Genomic DNA, 18,614 nt, shown 5'->3' with positions numbered 1-18,614 from the left:
TCGTAGAGTAGGCCTCTGGTTTGAAGTCATCTCCCCAGCGGCCTCTCGTCAAACCGTGCGTGCAGTTTTCCCGCACACGGCTTTCCGACTGCCTTCTTCCTGCAGCGTTACAACGGCATAGGGCGGGCGTACCGGCTTGATTCATCTCCGGTTACCGAGAGGGCGTACAGCTTGAATAGCCCGTGGTAATCGTAGAACCATGACGGCGGGTGGTCCCTCCACCCCTTAGCACGCTTCTTATGCTTCTTCCTCAGCATGATGCAGAGCGTCCAAGTCGTGTAATTTGCGATGCTCAAGAAGTGCTTCCTTGAGTTGCCCGTCTTGAAGTAGTTGCCCCAACCTCGCAGAATCGGATTGACCTTTTCCTTAATGAGCTGCGGCAGATGCCAGTGCTGCCCTGAGCGGACAACCTCCCGAATCTTCTTCTTGACCGACTTCATCGCCTTGGGCGACGGGTAGTAGTAGGTTTTCGGCTCGCCCGTCCGCTTCGACGGTTGGGCCGCAAACCGATGACCGAGGAAGTCAAACGGCTCTTCCTTGGCATTCACTATCCGCGTTTTCTGTGCATTAAGCGTCAGACCGAGACGATCCAACACCTTCTTGGCCTGTTCCAGATAGAACCCCGGGCGCTCGTTGCACAGAATTACGAAGTCATCCGCGTATCGCACGATGTGAGCATCGTGCGGCCGTTTGCCGAATGCCTTCCTCTCCCAGGTGTGATCCAGCCAATGTAGATAAAGATTCGCAAGGAGAGGAGAGATCACCCCTCCCTGCGGCGTGCCAGTCGTTTCCGTCCAGACGCGCATATCCTCCATTACCCCGGCTTTAAGCCACAGCTCAATCAGCTTTACAACTGACCGATCTATGACCTTGGATCGCACCGACAGCAGTAGCTTGTCGTGCGGAATCGTGTCGAAATACGCCTTCAGATCCGCGTCAACAACCCAGTGGCATTTGAAGTTCAGCCACTTATAGACCTCCCGCAGCGCCTGTTGAGCGCTCTTACGTGGCCGGAAGCCATACGAGAAGTCCTTGAAGCCCGCCTCGAAAACTGGCTCGATAACGAGTTTCACCGCTGCCTGCACTACACGATCAGCAATGACAGGAATGCCGAGCGGCCTTTGCGTTCCATCGGACTTCGGGATATACACCCGTCGGACCGGCAGAGGCTTGTACCGCCTAGCTATGAGCCGAGATCGGATCTCTTCCAAGAACGAGCCAAGACCGATTTCGCCTTCAATCACTTCGAAGGTTTGCCGATCGATGCCGGGGGCACCCTTATTGGCTTTCACTTGTTCGTAGGCCGACCATAGCACGTCGCTTTGACACACCTTGTCGTACAGCACTCCAAATTTCCGCATCGGATTCGTCTTGGCTGCCAGGTATAGCTTCCGTTGCAGTACTCGCACACTTTCTAGCGGCGTGTTTCTAGCTTTCGCAATCACGCAGTGCATCCTACAAAAGAGAACGTGACAGAAGCAGAGGCCCTTCCCTCCGACGAGGTTATGTTGTCCTCGCCATCAGCAGTACTATGGCCTCCTCCGACTCCTCTATCCCGCATTTCTTCGAATTTCGGCGGTTACCTTATATCGTCAATTACGCGGCGGGTTAGACCGCGACGGGTAGAGGTCTCGTTCGTTCCGCTCAGTGCTATGTATGCATCCCATCCTCAATACCCCGAGTTCCTGTCATGGCTTCAAGTGGTTAGTTGATCCACCATGACGCGCTGGCCTTCGCCCCCGTTCTAGAGGCTCGGCGGAACCACCCTACACCACACTCTCCCAGCACAACCGTGTGGCTGACATTTACGAGGCTTGTTCAGGTTCACTTTCGTTACGGGCTGCATACTTGCGCGCTCCCACGGACTGGGTCTGGGGACACGTTTGTCCGGCGTTGCTCCCATGTTTTCGGTCGCCCTCCACATGTACGCCATCGCTACGCAGTCAAACTAACCAACTACTGCGGCAGGACTCGCACCTGCAAGACACTGAGCAGCTTAGCGAACCGCTCAGAACGGAATATCGTCATCCATATCCTCGAAGCCGTTCGACGGTGCCTGCTGCTGACGGCGCTGGCCGCCCTGCTGGCCACCTTGCTGACCGCCGCCGCCCTGGCCACGGCCACCGGCGTAACCACCGCCACCGCCACCGCCGCCTTGCGATTCACGGCTGTAGCCACCGCCACCACCCGCGCCGCCACCGCCATAACCACCTTCTTCGCCACCGCCGCCACCCTGGCGGGCACCCAGCATCTGCATCTGGTCAGCAACGATTTCGGTGCTGTACTTGTCCTGGCCCGACTGGTCCTGCCACTTGCGCGTGCGGATGCGGCCTTCGATGTAGACCGACGAACCCTTGCGCAGGTACTGGCCGGCGATTTCGGCCAGCTTGCCGAAGAACGCGATGCGGTGCCATTCGGTCGCTTCCTTGAACTCGCCGCTCTGCTTGTCCTTGTAGCGGTCGGTCGTCGCGAGCCGGATGTTGGTGACGGCGTCGCCGCTGGGCATGTAGCGGGTTTCCGGGTCAGCGCCCAGGTTACCGACGAGAATGACTTTGTTGACCGATGCCATATTGAAGTTCTCCAAGGACCGCGCCCTTTCAGCGCGGCGTTAAACGTAGTGCGAAGTTCGCAAGAAAAAATATTCGGGGCCGCAACCGGCGACCGCGGCGGACGACCGTAAACGACATCACGCGCCGTTCGGAAACTCCGTCGGGCGCGTGTCGAATGCTACCGCTGATGCCAGGAAAAAGCGTGTCGGGCTTATGCGGATAGGTCAAAAAGTGTATCTAAGCCGCCACTGCCGGGGCGCCATCCTTGCCGCGGGCCGGCGGCGCCTTCATGCTCCAGGCGATTATAAGCCAGAGCAGCAGTACGGCCGCGCAACCCACGAACACGGCGGGGCGACCCTCATGCTTGAGCAGCCAGCCACCTGCCACGCCGCCCAGGAACAGGCCGAGTGCCTGAGTCGTGTTGTACACGCCCAGCGCGGCGCCCCGGCTGGCGGCCGCGTAGCGCGAGACCAGTGAAGGTTGCATCGCCTCCAGCACGTTGAACGCCACGAAGAACAGCAGCAGCACGCCGACGATCGGCCACAGCCCGTGCACCGTGGCAAACAGCAGTTGCACGGCGGTCATCAGCGCCACCGACGCCAGCAGCACCGGGCGCACCTTGCCGTAGCGCTCGGCTGCCATCATCGGCGCCAGCATCAGCAGGAACGACACCAGCACCACGGGCAGATACACCTTCCAGTGCTGGTCCAGCGGCATGCCGGCATCGCTGAGCATCGCCGGCACCACCATGAACATCGCCACCTGGCTGGCGTGCAGCGCCAGCACGCCAACGTTCAGGCGGATCAGGTCAGCATTGAGCAGCACCTTGCGGAATGGCAGTTGCACCGGGTGCGGCGGCGGGGGCTGCGGCACCAGGAAGATGGTCACGCCGATGGCCAGCACGCCCAGCACCGCCATCAGGCCAAAGATGCCGGGCATGCCGATGGAATGCAGCAGCGGCGACGCAATCACCAGGGACAGCGCAAAGGTCAGCCCGATGCTGCCGCCGACCATCGCCATCGCCTTGGTCCGGTGCCGCTCGCGCGTCAGGTCGGCAATGCAGGCCGTGATGGCCGCGGAGATCGCGCCCATGCCCTGCAGCGCGCGGCCAAGGGTGATGCCGGTCAGCGTGTCGGCAAACGCGGCAACCAGCCCGCCCGCCACGAACAGCACCAGGCCGGCCACCATCACGGGCTTGCGGCCGACACGGTCGGACAGCCAGCCCAGCGGGATATGCAGGAAGGCCTGCATCAGGCCGTAGATACCCATCGCCAGGCCCACGCGCTGGGGATCGTGCCCATCGGGCAACGTGCGCGCGTATTCGGCAAAGACGGGCAGGATCAGGAACAGGCCCAGCATGCGCAGGGCAAAGATGCTGGCCAGCGACAAGCTGGCACGCAACTCGCCACGGGTCATGCGATCGCGCAGTACTTCGGCGCGGGCTGGCTCTTCGGCAAGGCTTGGTGAGGAAGGCGGGATCGACGGCATTGCGGTCGTTTGTGGAATTCTGGCTCGGTCGCTGGCTCGGTCAGCTTTGCAGCTTCGATCGCGCTGACGCCCGGGAGTTGCGTGGAAACCGCCCTGTCTCGCATGGCAGACATCCAACCCGGCAGGCGTTACGGTGACGTCAACGCCGCTGCCGGCATCGCACCGTTCCCAACCCGTCAGGCGCCGGGCTACCCCGGAAACCGAAGTTCGGTATATTAGCAGGTTTGCTTCTCGCGCTTCCCTAGTCACGCGCACCGCGGGCGGGACCGGAAAAAGTGCACGGCGGCAGGCTTGTGCCAGCGTTTTGCGGGCATTTCAGGCGTTTGGCAAGGCACATCGAAGTTTCCGCGGGAACGGCCTGCATGTGGCAGGCCGCGGCCCACCGGGCGAACGAACGGGATATGGAAGAAATCAAGATCCGTGGGGCGCGCACCCACAACCTGAAGAACATCAACCTGGATCTGCCGCGCAACAAGCTCGTGGTGATCACGGGCCTGTCCGGTTCCGGCAAGTCCTCGCTGGCGTTCGACACGCTTTATGCCGAGGGCCAGCGCCGCTACGTGGAATCGCTGTCCGCCTACGCCCGCCAGTTTCTTCAGCTGATGGAAAAACCCGATGTCGACCTGATCGAAGGGCTGTCCCCCGCGATCTCGATCGAACAGAAGGCCACCAGCCACAACCCGCGCTCCACGGTGGGCACCGTCACCGAGATCCACGACTACCTGCGTCTGCTCTACGCGCGAGCCGGCACGCCCTACTGCCCCGATCACCACATCGCGCTGCAGGCGCAAAGCGTGTCCCAGATGGTGGATGCCGCACTGGCACTGCCCGAGGACACCAAGCTGATGATCCTGGCGCCCGTGGTGTCCGACCGCAAGGGCGAACACACGGACCTGTTCGACTCGATGCAGGCGCAGGGCTTTGTGCGCTTTCGTATCCGCTCGGGCGGCGGCACCGCGCATGAGGCCGAGGCAAAGGTCTACGAAATCGACAGCCTGCCCAAGCTCAAGAAGACCGAGAAGCATTCGATCGACGTGGTGGTAGACCGCGTGAAAGTGCGCGCCGACATCAAGCAGCGCCTGGCCGAATCGTTCGAGACCGCGCTGCGTCTGGCCGACGGCCGCGCCATCGGGCTGGAGATGGATACCGGCCACGAGCACCTGTTCAGCTCGCGCTTTGCCTGCCCGATCTGCTCCTACTCGCTGCAGGAGCTGGAGCCGCGCCTGTTCTCGTTCAACAACCCGATGGGCGCCTGCCCAAGCTGCGACGGCCTGGGCCAGATCACGTTCTTCGACCCGAAGCGCGTGGTGGCGTTTCCGAACCTGTCACTGGCATCGGGCGCCATCAAGGGATGGGACCGCCGCAACCAGTTCTACTTCCAGATGCTGCAAAGCCTGGCGGCGTTCTACGAATTCGACACCGAGACCGCATTCGAAGACCTGCCTCCCGAGGTGCAGCAGGTGGTGCTGCACGGGTCCGGCGAGCAGGAGATCCCGTTCACCTATATCAACGAACGCGGCCGCACCACGGTGCGCTCGCATGTGTTCGAAGGGATCATCCCGAACCTGGAGCGCCGCTATCGGGAAACCGATTCGGTAGCGGTGCGCGAGGAACTGGCCAAGTACCAGAACAACCAGGCGTGCCCGGTCTGCCACGGCACGCGCCTGCGCACCGAGGCCCGCCATGTGAAGATCGGCGAGGACGAGCAGGCGCGCGCGATCTACGAGATCAACGGCCTGCCGCTGCGCGATGCGCTGACATGGTTCCTGACGCTGAACCTGCACGGCGCCAAGCGCGAGATCGCCGACAAGATCGTCAAGGAAATCTCGGCGCGGCTGAACTTCCTGAACAACGTGGGGCTGGATTACCTGTCGCTGGAGCGCAGCGCCGACACGCTGTCTGGCGGCGAGGCACAACGCATCCGCCTGGCGTCGCAGATCGGCTCCGGCCTGACCGGCGTGATGTACGTGCTGGACGAGCCGTCGATCGGCCTGCACCAGCGCGACAACGACCGCCTGATCGGCACGCTCAAGCACCTGCGCGACATCGGCAACTCGGTGCTGGTGGTGGAGCACGACGAGGACATGATCCGCGCCTGCGACTACGTGGTGGATATCGGCCCGGGCGCTGGCGTGCATGGCGGGATGATCGTGGCCGAAGGAACGCCGGCGCAGATCGAACAGTCGCCGGCATCGCTGACGGGCCAGTACCTGTCGGGCGAGCGCAGTATCGAGGTGCCGAAGAAGCGTGCGGCACCCGATGAGGAGCGGCTGCTGCGCATCGTCAACGCCACGGGCAACAACCTGCGCAATGTATCGGCCGAAATTCCCGTGGGCCTGCTGACCTGCGTGACCGGCGTCTCGGGATCGGGCAAGTCCACGCTGATCAACGACACGCTCTACAACGCCGTGGCGCGCCACCTGTATGGCTCCACGGCTGAGCCGGCGCCGCACGATCATATCGAAGGGCTGGAACATTTCGACAAGGTCATCAACGTCGACCAGAGTCCGATCGGCCGTACGCCGCGTTCGAATCCGGCCACCTATACGGGCCTGTTCACGCCGATCCGCGAACTGTTTGCAGGTGTGCCGTCGGCCAAGGAGCGCGGCTACGATCCGGGCCGGTTCTCGTTCAACGTCAAGGGCGGCCGCTGCGAGTCGTGCCAGGGCGATGGCGTCATCAAGGTGGAAATGCACTTTCTGCCCGACGTCTATGTGCCGTGCGATGTCTGCCACGGCCAGCGCTACAACCGCGAGACGCTAGAAGTCCTGTACAAGGGCAAGAACATCTCGGAGGTGCTGGACCTGACCGTGGAACAGGCGCACGAGTTCTTCAGCGCCGTGCCCGTGGTGCGCCGCAAGCTGCAGACGCTGCTCGACGTGGGCCTGGGGTACATCCGGCTTGGGCAGTCGGCTACGACCCTGTCGGGCGGCGAGGCGCAGCGCGTGAAGCTGTCACTGGAGCTGTCCAAGCGCGACACGGGCCGCACGCTGTACATCCTCGACGAACCGACCACGGGCCTGCACTTCCACGATATCGAGCTGCTGCTCAAGGTGATTCAGAAGCTGCGGGATCATGGCAATACGGTCGTGATCATCGAGCACAACCTCGACGTCATCAAGACGGCCGACTGGCTGGTCGACATGGGTCCCGAAGGCGGTGCCGGTGGCGGGCAGGTGATTGCCAAGGGCACGCCGGAAACCGTGGCGGCCAGCAAGGCGAGCTTTACCGGGAAGTACCTCGCGCCGCTACTGAAACGCAAGTAATTGGAATGGACGATGGCCGGCGCCTGATGCGCCGGCCATCGTCCATCCAGGATAGCTACCGCGCCTCCGCCACGTCGCCGACACTCTCCGGCGATTCGTCCTTCATCCGGCTGCGGTTCATCAGGCCAGCCTGCTCCAGCACCGGATAGGCCGTGGCGCAAAACAGCGAATTGAGCCGCTTCAGTTCGCTGATCACGTCCAGGTGCAGCGAACTCGTCTCGATACTCTCCACGGTCTGCACCGCCACGCGCTGCAGATGCGATCGCGCGTACTTGCGTTCAAGGTCGCGGAAGTTTGCCTTCTCCGCCATCAGCTGCTGCGCGCTACGGATATCCCCGGTCAGGAACACCGACAAGCCGAGCCGCAGGTTGCCGACCACGCGGCGATGCATCTCTGCGATCTCCTCCATGCCGGCCTCGGAAAACGACAGGTTGTGCGAGATCTTCTTTTCCTTGGCGTCGACGATGACACGCTCGATCAGATCCCCCGCATGTTCCAGGTTGATCGTCAGGGAGATGATTTCGGTCCAGCGCTGGCCATCGCGCTCGTCGAGCGCTTCGGTACTGAGCTGGGTCAGGTACAGCTTGATGGCGGTATAGAGGTCGTCCACCTCGTTGTCGATGCGGCAGGTGGCATTGGCCAGCTTCAGGTCGTTGGTCCGCAGCACGCGAAGCAGGTTGTCCAGCATCTGCTCGACGCGGTCGCCAATGCGCAGCACCTCACGCGCGGCGTTGGATAACGCCAGCGTGGGCGTGGACAGCGCGGCCGCATCCAGATGGCGCGGCGTCACCTGACTGTCGCCCGTATTGCGGCCGGGCAGAATGGCTTCGCACACGCGCGCCAGCGGCGCGGTGGCGCCGAGCAGCAGCACGGCCAGCGCCACGTTGAACAGCAGATGGAAATTGACGATCAACCGCTGCGGATCGGCATCGACCAGGGCCAGCAATTCCTCGGCCTGGGTCAGCAACGGCAGCGCGATCACGCAGCCCAGCAGCCGCGACAGCAGGTTGCCCAGCGTCACGCGCTTGCCGGGCTGGTTGTTACCCGACGTCGTCAGCAACGCCGAAATGCCCGAACCGAGGTTGGCGCCCAGCACCAGCGCCAGCGCCACGTGAATCGACACCACGCCAGCCGACGCCAGCGCGCCGCAGAACAGCACCACCGCCAGGCTCGAATAGCAGAGGATGGTCAGGAAGGCGCCGATCAGCATATCCAGCGCGGCGTCGCCGGTCAGCGTGCTGAACAGCACCTTGACGCCCGCGGCTTGCACCACGGGGCGGGTGGCGATCGAGATCAGCTCCAGCGCCAGTGTGATCAGGCCAAGCCCGATCAGAACACGGCCCACGTGCCCGGCCTTGCTGCCCTTCCACGACAGATGGAGGATCACGCCGACGAAGATCAGCAGCGGCGACAGCCACGACAGGTCGAGCGAAAACACCTGCACCATCACGGCCGTGCCAACGTTGGCCCCCAGCATGATGGCAAGCGCGGGCGCCACGGCAATCAAACCCTGGCCCACGAATGAACTGACGATGACGGCAGTGGCGTTGCTGCTTTGCACGAGCCCGGTCACACCGAGCCCTGCCGCAAACGCCTTGAAGCGGTTCGATACGCTGACGGACAGTATGTGACGCAGGTTGGCGCCGTACACGCGCAGGATACCGACCTTGACGATATTGGTGCCCCAGATCAGGAGCGCCACACCGGAGAGAAGATGTAGCAGTACGCCCATTGTGCGTCCCTTCGTGACCGGTGCTGGCGGGCGAGGCGGAGGGCGTGCCGCCCGGTCATCGCGTTGTTATCAAAGGGGCATTATGCGCCCCCCTGTCACACGCGGCAATTGGACGCGGTCCGACGTCCGGTGAAGCGTTGCGCTGGCGTCAATGCCCTTCGAACTTGCAGACCGTGAACAGCGGCAGGCCGCTGGCGTGCAGCACCTTCGAGCCGCCCAGCTCGGGCAGGTCGACGATTGCCGCGCCTTCCACCACGGTGGCGCCCAGACGCTCCAGCAGCTTGCGGCCGGCCATCATGGTGCCGCCCGTGGCGATCAGATCGTCGATCAGCAGCACGCGGTCGCCGGGCTTGCAGGCGTCTGCATGGATCTCGACGGTGGCGCTGCCGTATTCGAGTTCGTATTCCTCGGCCACGGTCTGGAACGGCAGCTTGCCCTTCTTGCGGATCGGCACGAAGCCCAGGTTCAGCTCGTACGCGATGATGGACCCAAGAATGAAGCCGCGCGCGTCGATGCCGGCCACGAGGTCCAGTTGCTGGTCCATATAGCGATGCACGAACACGTCGATCAGCACGCGCAGTGTCTTGGGGTTCTGCAGCAGCGGGGTGATGTCACGGAACTGCACGCCGGGCTGAGGCCAGTCCGGCACGGTGCGGATGCGGTCGCGCAGGTAACCGGTGACATCGCCGAGATCGGGAGACTGGATGATGGAATCTGGCATGGGAATCTGTCTGGAAAATAGTCATGCGGTAACGGGCTACCACCCACGCCTTACACCGCCACCGCACAATGGCCGGGCTGGTTGGGCGTCCGCAACCCGTAACCATACAGGAGACAGCTATGGCAAAGAAGATTCTGATGCTGGTCGGCGACTTCGCCGAGGACTACGAGACGATGGTGCCGTTCCAGGCACTGCAGATGGTCGGCCACACCGTGCACGCGGTCTGTCCCGACAAAAAGGCCGGCGATCACTGCGCCACCGCCATCCACGACTTCGAAGGTGACCAGACCTACACCGAAAAGCGCGGCCACAATTTCACGCTCAATGCCACGTTTGCCGATGTGAATCCCGCCAGCTACGACGCGCTGGTCATTCCCGGCGGCCGTGCGCCCGAATACCTGCGCCTGAACGACCGCGTGATAGAGATCGTTCGCCACTTCGCCCAGGCCAACAAGCCGATCGCGGCGGTCTGCCACGGCGCGCAGCTGCTGGCCGCGGCCGACGTGCTGGAAGGCCGCACCTGCTCCGCCTATCCTGCCTGCGCGCCCGAGGTACGCCTGGCCGGCGGCACCTACGCCGACATTCCGGTGGACCAGGCACACACCGATGGCAATCTCGTGACGGCGCCGGCCTGGCCGGCACATCCCGCCTGGCTGGCCCAGTTTCTTGCCGTGCTGGGAACACGGATCGTAGAGTAGAGGCTTCCGAACGCGGCCACCCCGGCCGCGGCGCGCGGGAGTCCTGCATGTGTGAAATCTTCATCCGGGCCAATCCGGACTCTTACCAGACCCAGTCGCGCTCGCTGCGCCTGCATGGCGTGGCGACCAGCATCCGCCTGGAAACGCTGTTTTGGGAAGTCCTTGAGGAACTGGCCCAGCGCGACGGCATGAGCGTCAACCAACTGCTGGCGCGGCTGCACGATGAGCTGGCCGAACATCGCGGCGAGGCGTCTCTATCGGCCAATTTCGCCTCGTTCCTGCGGGTGTGCTGCATGCGATACCTGCTGCTGCAGAACGAAGGACGAATCCCCGCCGATACTGGCGTGCCGATTGGATCACTCGATGCACGGGCAGTGCTGAGCGACTTGCCGGCCTCGTGGGTGGATGAACGTGGCGGTGAACGCTCCCCTCGCCCGGCAGCGGTGTACAGGCCGGGGAGATAGGTAACACGTGATCGATCCGCCCCTCTCACTCGCTTAGGGAGGGGAGCACCCGCCGACGGTACTCAGGTCGTCCCACAGTCCTACTGCTGCACCAGCCGCTCTTCCGCTGACTCCAGCGCCTCCGGCGTGCCGCGCAGCACGATGATGTCGCCAGGTTCCAGTACGGTTTCGGGCTGTGGATCGAAGGCGCGAATACCGCGCCGGCGCACCGCCGTCACTTCCACGCCAATCCGCTCCAGGCCCAACGCGCCCAGCCGACGGCCCACGGCCGTATGCTCCGGCCCGAGCGAAACCGAATGCAGCCGCACGGTGTCCCGCTCGACCATGTCTTCCTCGTCGTCGCGCCCGTGGAAGTAGCCGCGCAGCAAGCTGTAGCGCGCATCGCGGGCCTGCTGCACGCCCCGCACCACGCGGCGCATCGGCACGCCCAGCAGCACCAGCGCGTGGGACGCCAGCATCAGGCTGCCCTCGATGATCTCTGGCACCACCTCGGTGGCGCCGGCCTTCTGCAGCGTATCGAGTTCCGAGTCGTCCACGGTCCGGACGATCACCGGCAGCGCGGGCGCCAGCTCCTGCACGTGGTGGAGCACTTTCACGGCCGAAGCCGTATTGGCATAGGTGATCACCACCAGCGCCGCCCGGTGGATACCCGCCGCGATCAACGATTCGCGCCGGCCCGCGTCGCCGTAGACCACGGTATCGCCAGCGGCGGCGGCCTCGCGCACGCGGTCGGGGTCCAGGTCCAGCGCCACATAGGTGATGCTCTCGCGCTCCAGCATGTGCGCCAGGTTCTGGCCGCTACGGCCATAGCCGCAGATGATGGCGTGCTTCTCCGTTTGCAGGCTCTGGGCGGCGATGCGCGTCATGTTCAGCGACTGCATCAGCCATTCGTTGGCCGCAAAGCGCAACACGATGGCATCGCTGTACTGGATCAGGAACGGCGCGGCCAGCATCGACAGCAGCATCGATGCCAGGATGACCTGGATCAGCACGGGGTCCACCAGGCCCATGCCGTCGATCTGGTTCAGCAGCACAAAGCCGAATTCGCCGGCCTGCGCCAGCCCCAGGCCGGTGCGGATGGCCACACCCTGGCGCGAGCCGAACAGCCGCGCCAGGCCGGTGATCAGCACCAGCTTGAACACGATGGGAATGACCAGCAGGCCCAGCACCAGCCAGATATGGTCGATCACCACGCGCACGTTGAGCAGCATGCCGATGGTGACGAAGAACAGCCCCAGCAGCACATCGCGGAACGGCTTGATGTCTTCCTCCACCTGATGGCGGTACGGCGTTTCCGAGATCAGCATGCCGGCCATGAACGCGCCCAGCGCCATCGACAGTCCCAGCCGCTCGGTCAACGCGGCCATGCCCAGCGTGACCAGCAGCAGGTTCAGCATGAACAGTTCCTGGGACCGCCGTGCCGCCACGATGTGGAACCAACGGCTCATCAGCCGCTGCCCGAGGAAGAAGATCAGGCTCAGCGCGACGACGATCTTGATCGTGGCCAGGCCCAGGGCGGCAGCCAGGTCGCCGGGATCACGCGACAGTGCCGGGATGATGATCAGCAGCGGCACCACCGCCAGATCCTGGAACAGCAGCACGCTGATAATGTTGCGGCCCTGCTCGCTCTCAAGCTCCATCCGCTCCGAGAGCATCTTGACGACAATGGCCGTCGACGACATGGCCAGCGCTCCGCCCAGCGCCACCGAAGCCTGCCAGGACAACGGAAACAGCCAGTTGAACAGCCAGCTCGCGGGCACCACCGCCAGCATCGACAGCGCAACCTGCGACCCGCCCAGCCCGAATACCAGCCGCTTCATGGCGCGCAGCTTGGTCAGGCTGAACTCCAGGCCGATCGAAAACATCAGGAAGACCACGCCGAATTCGGCCAGGTACTTGGTCTGGCCCGAATCGCTGGCCAGCCCCAGCGCGTGGGGGCCGATCAGGATGCCAACCGCCAGGTAGCCCAGCATGGGCGGCAGTTGCAGCATGCGGAAGGCCACCACGCCAAAGACGGCGGCGGCCAGCAGCACGAGGGTCAGTTCCAGCGGAGAATGCATTCGGCAGGCTTCAAAAGCGCCGGCCGTGCACGCGCCTGAGCCGGCATATGCACCCCGCCGGCAAGAGACGGCAAGCGCGGCGGTCGTCATGGCGGCCGGGCGGGTCGCCGGGCCAGACGCCATCGCATTCGTTGGTATACTCCAGCGCCATGATAGCCAATTTCGATGCGAATCGAGCACTCGCGCTCGCTCGCCACACACTCCAGATCGAGGCAGACGCCGTTTCGGCGCTCGCCGGCCGCCTGACGCCCGCATTCACCAAGGCCGTCGAGATGATTCTCGGCTGTACCGGACGCGTCGTCGTCTCGGGCATCGGCAAGTCGGGCCATATTGGTCGCAAGGTGGCCGCCACGCTGGCATCCACGGGCACGCCGTCGTTTTTCGTGCACCCGGCCGAGGCCAGCCACGGCGACCTGGGCATGATCACGCGCGATGACGTCCTGATCGCCTTTTCCAATTCCGGTGAAACGGCCGAACTGCTGTCGATCATCCCGATCGTCAAGCGCATTGGCGCCGGGTTGATTTCGGTCACCGGCAATCCCGAATCGAACCTGGCCAAGCTGTCCGACGCGCACCTGGACGGCGCCGTCGCGCAGGAAGCCTGCCCGCTGAATCTGGCCCCGACGGCCAGCACCACGGCCGCACTCGCCTTGGGCGACGCGCTGGCGGTGGCCGTGCTCGACGCGCGCGGCTTTGGCGAAGAGGATTTCGCCCGCTCGCATCCGGGCGGCGCGCTGGGCCGCAAGCTGCTGACCCATGTGCGCGACATCATGCGCACCGGCAACGCGGTGCCGGAGGTGCGCGAAAGCACGCCGCTGGCCCAGGCCCTGATGGAAATCACGCGCAAGGGCATGGCCATGACCGCCGTGGTGGACCCCGAAGGCCGTGCCGTGGGCGTGTTCACCGACGGCGACCTGCGCCGCCTGCTGGAAACGCCGCGTGACTGGAAAACCGTGCCGATCGGCGACGTCATGCACCGCAATCCGCATACGGTGCACCAGGACCACCTCGCCGTGGAAGCCGTGCAGATCATGGAAACGAACCGCATCAACCAGCTGCTGGTCGTCGACAGCGACGGCCGCCTGGTGGGCGCGCTCCATATCCATGACCTGACGCGCGCCAAGGTCATCTGAACGATGCCGGACTTCCTGTCCAGACTCACCGGCCTGATCATGCGGCTGCTGCCGCTGCTGCTGATGGCCATCGTCGCCGGCAGCACGTTCTGGCTGGTGCAGCTGAACTCGCCGCGCGAGGACGCCGAAAAGTCGCGGACCAAGCGCCATGAGCCCGATTACTGGATGGAGCGCTTTTCGGCCAGCGAACTGGCCGAGGACGGCACCACCAAGCTGCGCTTTACCGGCGTGAAGATGATTCACTTCGAGGACGACCAGACCTACGAGGTGACCACGCCGGCCATGCGCTCTTACGAACCCGATCGCCCGCCGGTGACGGCGAACTCCGACCGCGGCGTGATGAACGCCGAGGGCTCGGTCATCGACCTCTACGGGAACGCTTTCGTGGTCCGGCAGGCTGGCGCCGATCCGTCCAAGGACCCGCGCATGACCGCGGCCTCGCAGTACTTTCAGTTGCTGGTCAACGACGACATTGTCAAGACCGACAAGGCGGTGCAGCTTACGCGCGGACCCTCGGTCATGACGGCCAACGGCCTGATCTTCAACAACGTCACCCGCGAAGTACAATTGCTGGGGAACGTGCGCGGCACCATCATCATGAACCCGCCGCAGGGGCAGACCAGGACCCAGTGACGCCGGACGACGCAAACTCTCCGGCGCATCCTGATCGCCGTCTTTATCTCACCACTCGCCAACCATGACCGCATCCCTGACGACATCGTCCTGTCGCCGCCTCGCGCCCGCCCTGCTGGCGGCCATTGCCGCTTTCGGCCTGACGCTGGCCATGCCAGCCTTCGCCGAACGTGCGGACCAGGGCAAGCCGCTGGTGCTGGAGGCCGACAACGCCAGCTACGATGACGTCAAGCAGATCTACACGCTCACGGGCAATGTGGTGCTGACCAAGGGCACGATGGTGCTGAAGTCCGACGCCGCGGAGCTGCGTACCGACCCCGAGGGCTACCAGTATGCGATCGCCACTTCCAAGCCGGGCCGCCAGGCCTACATCCGGCAGAAGCGTGATGGCGTGGACGAGTACATCGATGGATGGGGCGACCGCATCGAGTACGACGGCAAGTCCGAGGTCAACAAGCTGATTGGCCATGCGCGCGCGGCGCGCGTGTCCGGTGCCGGCGCGAAGATCATCGACGAGATCCGCGGCGCGGTCATTACGTACGACAGCCGCAACGAGTACTACACCGCCGCCGGCGGCGACAACAACACGACCGCCGGCAATCCGTCGGGCCGCGTGCGCGCGGTGTTGTCGCCGCGCTCCGACGCCAGCGCCCCGGCTGCTGGCGGCGCGGCGCTTGACCTGCGGCCGTCCACCACGCCCGCCAAGCCTTAACGAATTACCAGCCAGTCCCTGATGAACGATACCGCCACGCTCGCCGCTTCCGCCTCGTCTACCGCATCGGCCGTCCGCACCGACAGCAGCACGCTGGTCGTGCGTCACCTGAAGAAGCGCTACGGCACACGCACGGTGGTCAAGGACGTATCACTCGATGTGAAGAGCGGCGAGGTGGTGGGCCTGCTGGGTCCGAATGGCGCGGGCAAGACCACGTCTTTCTACATGATCGTTGGCCTGGTGGCGCTGGACGAAGGCGACATCGTGCTCGACGACAAGCACATCAGCGGGCTGGCCATCCACGAACGCGCCCGCATGGGGCTGTCCTACCTGCCGCAGGAGGCATCGGTCTTCCGCAAGCTCAACGTGGAAGAGAACATCCGCGCGGTGCTGGAGCTGCAGATCGACAACGGCAAGCCGCTGAGCAAGGCCGAGATCGACCGCCGGCTCGATTCGCTGCTCGACGACCTGCAAATTGCCCACCTGCGCAACAACCCGGCGCTGTCGCTGTCGGGCGGTGAGCGCCGCCGCGTGGAAATCGCGCGCGCGCTGGCGTCGTCGCCGCGCTTCATCCTGCTCGACGAACCGTTTGCCGGCGTCGACCCGATTGCGGTGGGCGAGATCCAGCGCATCGTGAGCTTCCTGAAGGCGCGCAATATCGGCGTGCTGATCACCGACCACAACGTGCGTGAGACGCTGGGCATCTGCGACCACGCATACATCATCAGCGAAGGCACGGTGCTGGCCGCCGGCCAGCCCGAGGAAATCATCGCCAACGAGTCCGTGCGACGCGTCTACCTGGGCGAAAACTTCCGCATGTAAAGCCGCGGACGGCCGCCCTCGGGCGGTCAGCCGCGCACATCAGGCAGGTCATTTTTACCGCACCTGCACTCGGCTTTTCCAAAGCCGTTTCCGATCAAGAAGCCGTAGCGATAGGTTGTAGCAAATTCCGTTCCAACAACGGAAAGATGCGCATAGAATAGGTCGCATGAAACCTTCGCTTCAGCTCCGCCTCTCCCAGCATCTGGCACTCACTCCACAACTACAGCAGTCGATTCGGCTGCTGCAGCTTTCCACGCTCGAACTGCAGCAGGAAGTGGAGCAGGCGCTGACGGAAAACCCGCTGCTCGAACGCGAAAACGACTGGATCGAAAGCCCGCTGCGCGTGGCGGCGGACGGCTCGGTGAACCTGCAAAGCGCACCGGCGCCCGCCCCTGCCGAACCGCAGGCCAACGGCGACGACCGTCAGGAACATGCCGCGGGTGGCGAGGAAGAGGGTTTCAGCGATTCCGGCAGTGAAGACTATGGCAACGACTGGAGCCTCGACGACTTCGCGCGCCGCCCACAGGGCGACGAAGACGAGAAGACGCCGATGCAGTTGCGCGATGCCGATCCCACGCTGCGCGAATACCTGATGGAACAGCTGACGCCGCTTAAGATTTCCGCGCGCGACAAGGGCCTGGCCATCTTCCTGATCGAATCGCTCGACGACGATGGCTACCTGAGTGCGTCACTCGAGGAAATCTGCACGGAACTGCCCGAGGAACTGGAGTTCGAAATCGAGGAAGTGCAGGCGATGCTGACGTTGCTGCAAAGCTTCGATCCTCCGGGCGTGGGCGCGCGCAATGCCTCGGAATGCCTGAGCCTGCAATTGAAGCGCCTGAAGCATCCGCAGCGCGAGCTGGCCTTGTCCATCGTCAACCATCACCTTGAGTTGCTGGCCGTCAGGGATTACACGCGCCTAAAGAAAGCGCTGCAAGTTGACGAAATCGCATTAAAGGCCGCGCATGAACTGATCCGTTCGCTGGCACCGTATCCAGGGCATGCGTACAGCCGCCCGGAAGCGGACTTCGTGGTGCCGGACGTGTTCGTGCGCAAGAGCGGCAGCGGCTGGATTGCACAGCTGAATCCCGACGTGATGCCACGCCTGCGTATCAACGACATGTACGCGCAGATCCTGCGCGGTGCGAAGGGAGAAGCAGGTGCCGCGGGACTGCAGCAGAAACTGCAGGAAGCCCGGTGGCTTATCAAGAACATTCAGCAGCGATTCGATACGATCCTGCGTGTGGCGCAGGCAATTGTTGAGCGTCAGAAGAACTTTTTTTCGCACGGGGAAATAGCAATGCGCCCCTTGGTTTTGCGGGAAATAGCCGATACACTCGGTTTACATGAGTCGACCATTTCCCGGGTGACCACGAACAAATACATGGCCACGCCAATGGGTACTTTCGAGTTGAAGTACTTCTTTGGTAGCCACGTCTCCACGGAGACTGGCGGCGCGGCCTCATCCACGGCGATCCGCGCGCTGATCAAGCAACTGATAGGAGCCGAAGAACCCAGGAATCCTCTTTCCGACAGCCGCATCGCCGAATTGCTGGGCGAACAGGGCTTTGTGGTCGCACGCCGCACGGTGGCCAAATACCGCGAAGCGCTGAAAATCCCCGCAGTCAATCTCCGCAAGTCTTTGTAGCCGAGCCGCAACCGCCTGCCTGGTGCGGCTCTTTCAGAAGGAGAAGCGCTATGAACTTCAAGATCAGTGGACACCACCTCGACATCACGCCACCGCTGCGTGAGTATGTGGAAACGAAACTGGAGCGAATTGTCAGGCATTTCGATCAGGTCATTGGCGTGAGCGTGCTGCTATCTGTCGACAACCACAAGGAAAAGGACCGGCGTCAGTACGCGGAAATCAATCTACATCTCAAGGGCAAGGACATCTTCGTCGAAGCGCATCACGAAGACCTGTATGCGGCAATCGACTGTCTCGTCGACAAGCTCGACCGGCAGGTGATCCGCTACAAGGACCGCGTGCAAGGGCATGACCGGGAAGCGGTCAAGTACCAGATGGCCGAAGCCCAACTACAGCAACAATAGGCTGGCAAACCCTGAACTGCCCCTGGAAGAGGACCTCAGCGTCCCCCGAGAGGACTAATAGGAAGAGAGCAAAGCCGCGCATCTGCGCGGCTTTTTTGATGGGCGCGTAACGTCATTGGCCTGAATTTCTCCGTTACCTTGACGCCACGGAGGCGACCAATTGATGCGCCGGGGGTGTTCGCATCTTGCGCGGCTCGGTGTATGCTGCGTCATACAACAATGACAGGCAGAACGGTCCCGGTGAACCGAATCGCATGCCGCATGACGGAAGATCATGCGGGCGC

At 63.5% G+C, this 18,614-nt stretch carries 15 protein-coding genes; 9 read left to right on the top strand and 6 right to left on the bottom strand.

The window, feature by feature from the left end; genetic code table 11:
- Positions 1–107: 107 nt before the first annotated feature.
- From ltrA to AC3FLX_RS12095, 3 genes are all read right to left on the bottom strand, one after another.
- Complete coding sequence (gene ltrA, locus AC3FLX_RS12105) at positions 108–1,346, bottom strand: group II intron reverse transcriptase/maturase (protein WP_488696759.1); 1,239 nt, start codon at positions 1,344–1,346, stop codon at positions 108–110.
- A 662-nt stretch (positions 1,347–2,008) separates the two neighbouring features.
- A complete protein-coding gene (locus tag AC3FLX_RS12100; protein WP_488696758.1) occupies positions 2,009–2,569 on the bottom strand; it encodes a single-stranded DNA-binding protein in 561 nt (186 codons plus the stop codon).
- A gap of 217 nt (positions 2,570–2,786) precedes the next feature.
- Positions 2,787–4,037 carry an MFS transporter gene (locus tag AC3FLX_RS12095; protein ID WP_488696757.1) on the bottom strand — a complete coding sequence of 417 codons (1,251 nt, stop codon included), beginning with the start codon at positions 4,035–4,037 and terminating at the stop codon, positions 2,787–2,789.
- 401 nt (positions 4,038–4,438) lie between these two features.
- Here AC3FLX_RS12095 and uvrA point away from each other — a divergent pair, with 401 nt between their 5' ends.
- Entirely contained in the window at positions 4,439–7,303 is a 2,865-nt protein-coding gene (gene uvrA / locus AC3FLX_RS12090; RefSeq protein ID WP_488696756.1) for an excinuclease ABC subunit UvrA, read from the top strand.
- Between the two features lie 55 nt (positions 7,304–7,358).
- Here uvrA and AC3FLX_RS12085 read toward each other — a convergent pair whose 3' ends face one another.
- Complete coding sequence (locus tag AC3FLX_RS12085; RefSeq protein ID WP_488696755.1) at positions 7,359–9,035, bottom strand: Na/Pi cotransporter family protein; 1,677 nt, start codon at positions 9,033–9,035, stop codon at positions 7,359–7,361.
- 148 nt (positions 9,036–9,183) lie between these two features.
- Positions 9,184–9,756 (bottom strand): adenine phosphoribosyltransferase, encoded by a 573-nt coding sequence (locus tag AC3FLX_RS12080; RefSeq protein ID WP_488696754.1) that lies wholly within the window; start codon positions 9,754–9,756, stop codon positions 9,184–9,186.
- Positions 9,757–9,875: 119 nt separating this feature from the next.
- On the opposite strand from AC3FLX_RS12080, the gene AC3FLX_RS12075 reads away from it, so the two are divergent.
- Both AC3FLX_RS12075 and AC3FLX_RS12070 read left to right on the top strand, forming a co-directional pair.
- Positions 9,876–10,454, top strand: coding sequence for a DJ-1/PfpI family protein (locus AC3FLX_RS12075; RefSeq protein WP_488696752.1), 579 nt, complete (start codon positions 9,876–9,878; stop codon positions 10,452–10,454).
- A 47-nt stretch (positions 10,455–10,501) separates the two neighbouring features.
- Positions 10,502–10,918: a ribbon-helix-helix domain-containing protein gene (locus AC3FLX_RS12070; RefSeq protein WP_488696751.1), complete on the top strand. Its 417-nt coding sequence runs from the start codon at positions 10,502–10,504 to the stop codon at positions 10,916–10,918.
- 80 nt (positions 10,919–10,998) lie between these two features.
- Here the strand turns inward: AC3FLX_RS12070 and AC3FLX_RS12065 are convergent, their stop codons facing one another.
- Positions 10,999–12,978 carry a monovalent cation:proton antiporter family protein gene (locus AC3FLX_RS12065; protein WP_488696749.1) on the bottom strand — a complete coding sequence of 660 codons (1,980 nt, stop codon included), beginning with the start codon at positions 12,976–12,978 and terminating at the stop codon, positions 10,999–11,001.
- Between the two features lie 149 nt (positions 12,979–13,127).
- Here AC3FLX_RS12065 and AC3FLX_RS12060 point away from each other — a divergent pair, with 149 nt between their 5' ends.
- The 6 genes from AC3FLX_RS12060 (at position 13,128) to hpf (ending at position 18,330) form a co-directional block, all read left to right on the top strand.
- Positions 13,128–14,111 (top strand): KpsF/GutQ family sugar-phosphate isomerase, encoded by a 984-nt coding sequence (locus AC3FLX_RS12060; RefSeq protein ID WP_488696747.1) that lies wholly within the window; start codon positions 13,128–13,130, stop codon positions 14,109–14,111.
- Between the two features lie 3 nt (positions 14,112–14,114).
- Positions 14,115–14,744, top strand: a complete 630-nt coding sequence (lptC, locus tag AC3FLX_RS12055) for an LPS export ABC transporter periplasmic protein LptC (protein WP_488696745.1) — start codon at positions 14,115–14,117, stop codon at positions 14,742–14,744.
- A gap of 64 nt (positions 14,745–14,808) precedes the next feature.
- Complete coding sequence (gene lptA, locus AC3FLX_RS12050; protein ID WP_488696743.1) at positions 14,809–15,456, top strand: lipopolysaccharide transport periplasmic protein LptA; 648 nt, start codon at positions 14,809–14,811, stop codon at positions 15,454–15,456.
- A 21-nt stretch (positions 15,457–15,477) separates the two neighbouring features.
- Positions 15,478–16,278, top strand: a complete 801-nt coding sequence (gene lptB / locus AC3FLX_RS12045) for an LPS export ABC transporter ATP-binding protein (protein ID WP_488696741.1) — start codon at positions 15,478–15,480, stop codon at positions 16,276–16,278.
- A 166-nt stretch (positions 16,279–16,444) separates the two neighbouring features.
- Positions 16,445–17,926, top strand: coding sequence for an RNA polymerase factor sigma-54 (locus AC3FLX_RS12040; protein ID WP_488696740.1), 1,482 nt, complete (start codon positions 16,445–16,447; stop codon positions 17,924–17,926).
- A gap of 50 nt (positions 17,927–17,976) precedes the next feature.
- A complete protein-coding gene (hpf, locus tag AC3FLX_RS12035) occupies positions 17,977–18,330 on the top strand; it encodes a ribosome hibernation-promoting factor, HPF/YfiA family (protein ID WP_488696738.1) in 354 nt (117 codons plus the stop codon).
- Positions 18,331–18,614: the final 284 nt, after the last annotated feature.

It is taken from the genome of Cupriavidus sp. 291-E7, from assembly GCF_057798835.1.
The sequence above is the reverse complement of the archived record's forward strand: the minus strand, read 5'-3'. Positions and strand labels throughout refer to the sequence as shown.

Excerpts from the sequence above, each read along its gene's own strand:
- AC3FLX_RS12065 (WP_488696749.1), bottom strand. The coding sequence starts at position 12,978 with ATGCATTCTCCGCTGGAACTGACCCTCGTGCTGCTGGCCGCCGCCGTC.
- AC3FLX_RS12070 (WP_488696751.1), top strand. The coding sequence starts at position 10,502 with ATGTGTGAAATCTTCATCCGGGCCAATCCGGACTCTTACCAGACCCAG.
- AC3FLX_RS12095 (WP_488696757.1), bottom strand. The coding sequence starts at position 4,037 with ATGCCGTCGATCCCGCCTTCCTCACCAAGCCTTGCCGAAGAGCCAGCC.
- uvrA (WP_488696756.1), top strand. The coding sequence starts at position 4,439 with ATGGAAGAAATCAAGATCCGTGGGGCGCGCACCCACAACCTGAAGAAC.
- AC3FLX_RS12100 (WP_488696758.1), bottom strand. The coding sequence starts at position 2,569 with ATGGCATCGGTCAACAAAGTCATTCTCGTCGGTAACCTGGGCGCTGAC.
- lptB (WP_488696741.1), top strand. The coding sequence starts at position 15,478 with ATGAACGATACCGCCACGCTCGCCGCTTCCGCCTCGTCTACCGCATCG.
- AC3FLX_RS12075 (WP_488696752.1), top strand. The coding sequence starts at position 9,876 with ATGGCAAAGAAGATTCTGATGCTGGTCGGCGACTTCGCCGAGGACTAC.
- AC3FLX_RS12060 (WP_488696747.1), top strand. The coding sequence starts at position 13,128 with ATGATAGCCAATTTCGATGCGAATCGAGCACTCGCGCTCGCTCGCCAC.
- AC3FLX_RS12085 (WP_488696755.1), bottom strand. The coding sequence starts at position 9,035 with ATGGGCGTACTGCTACATCTTCTCTCCGGTGTGGCGCTCCTGATCTGG.
- AC3FLX_RS12080 (WP_488696754.1), bottom strand. The coding sequence starts at position 9,756 with ATGCCAGATTCCATCATCCAGTCTCCCGATCTCGGCGATGTCACCGGT.
- lptA (WP_488696743.1), top strand. The coding sequence starts at position 14,809 with ATGACCGCATCCCTGACGACATCGTCCTGTCGCCGCCTCGCGCCCGCC.
- AC3FLX_RS12040 (WP_488696740.1), top strand. The coding sequence starts at position 16,445 with ATGAAACCTTCGCTTCAGCTCCGCCTCTCCCAGCATCTGGCACTCACT.
- lptC (WP_488696745.1), top strand. The coding sequence starts at position 14,115 with ATGCCGGACTTCCTGTCCAGACTCACCGGCCTGATCATGCGGCTGCTG.
- hpf (WP_488696738.1), top strand. The coding sequence starts at position 17,977 with ATGAACTTCAAGATCAGTGGACACCACCTCGACATCACGCCACCGCTG.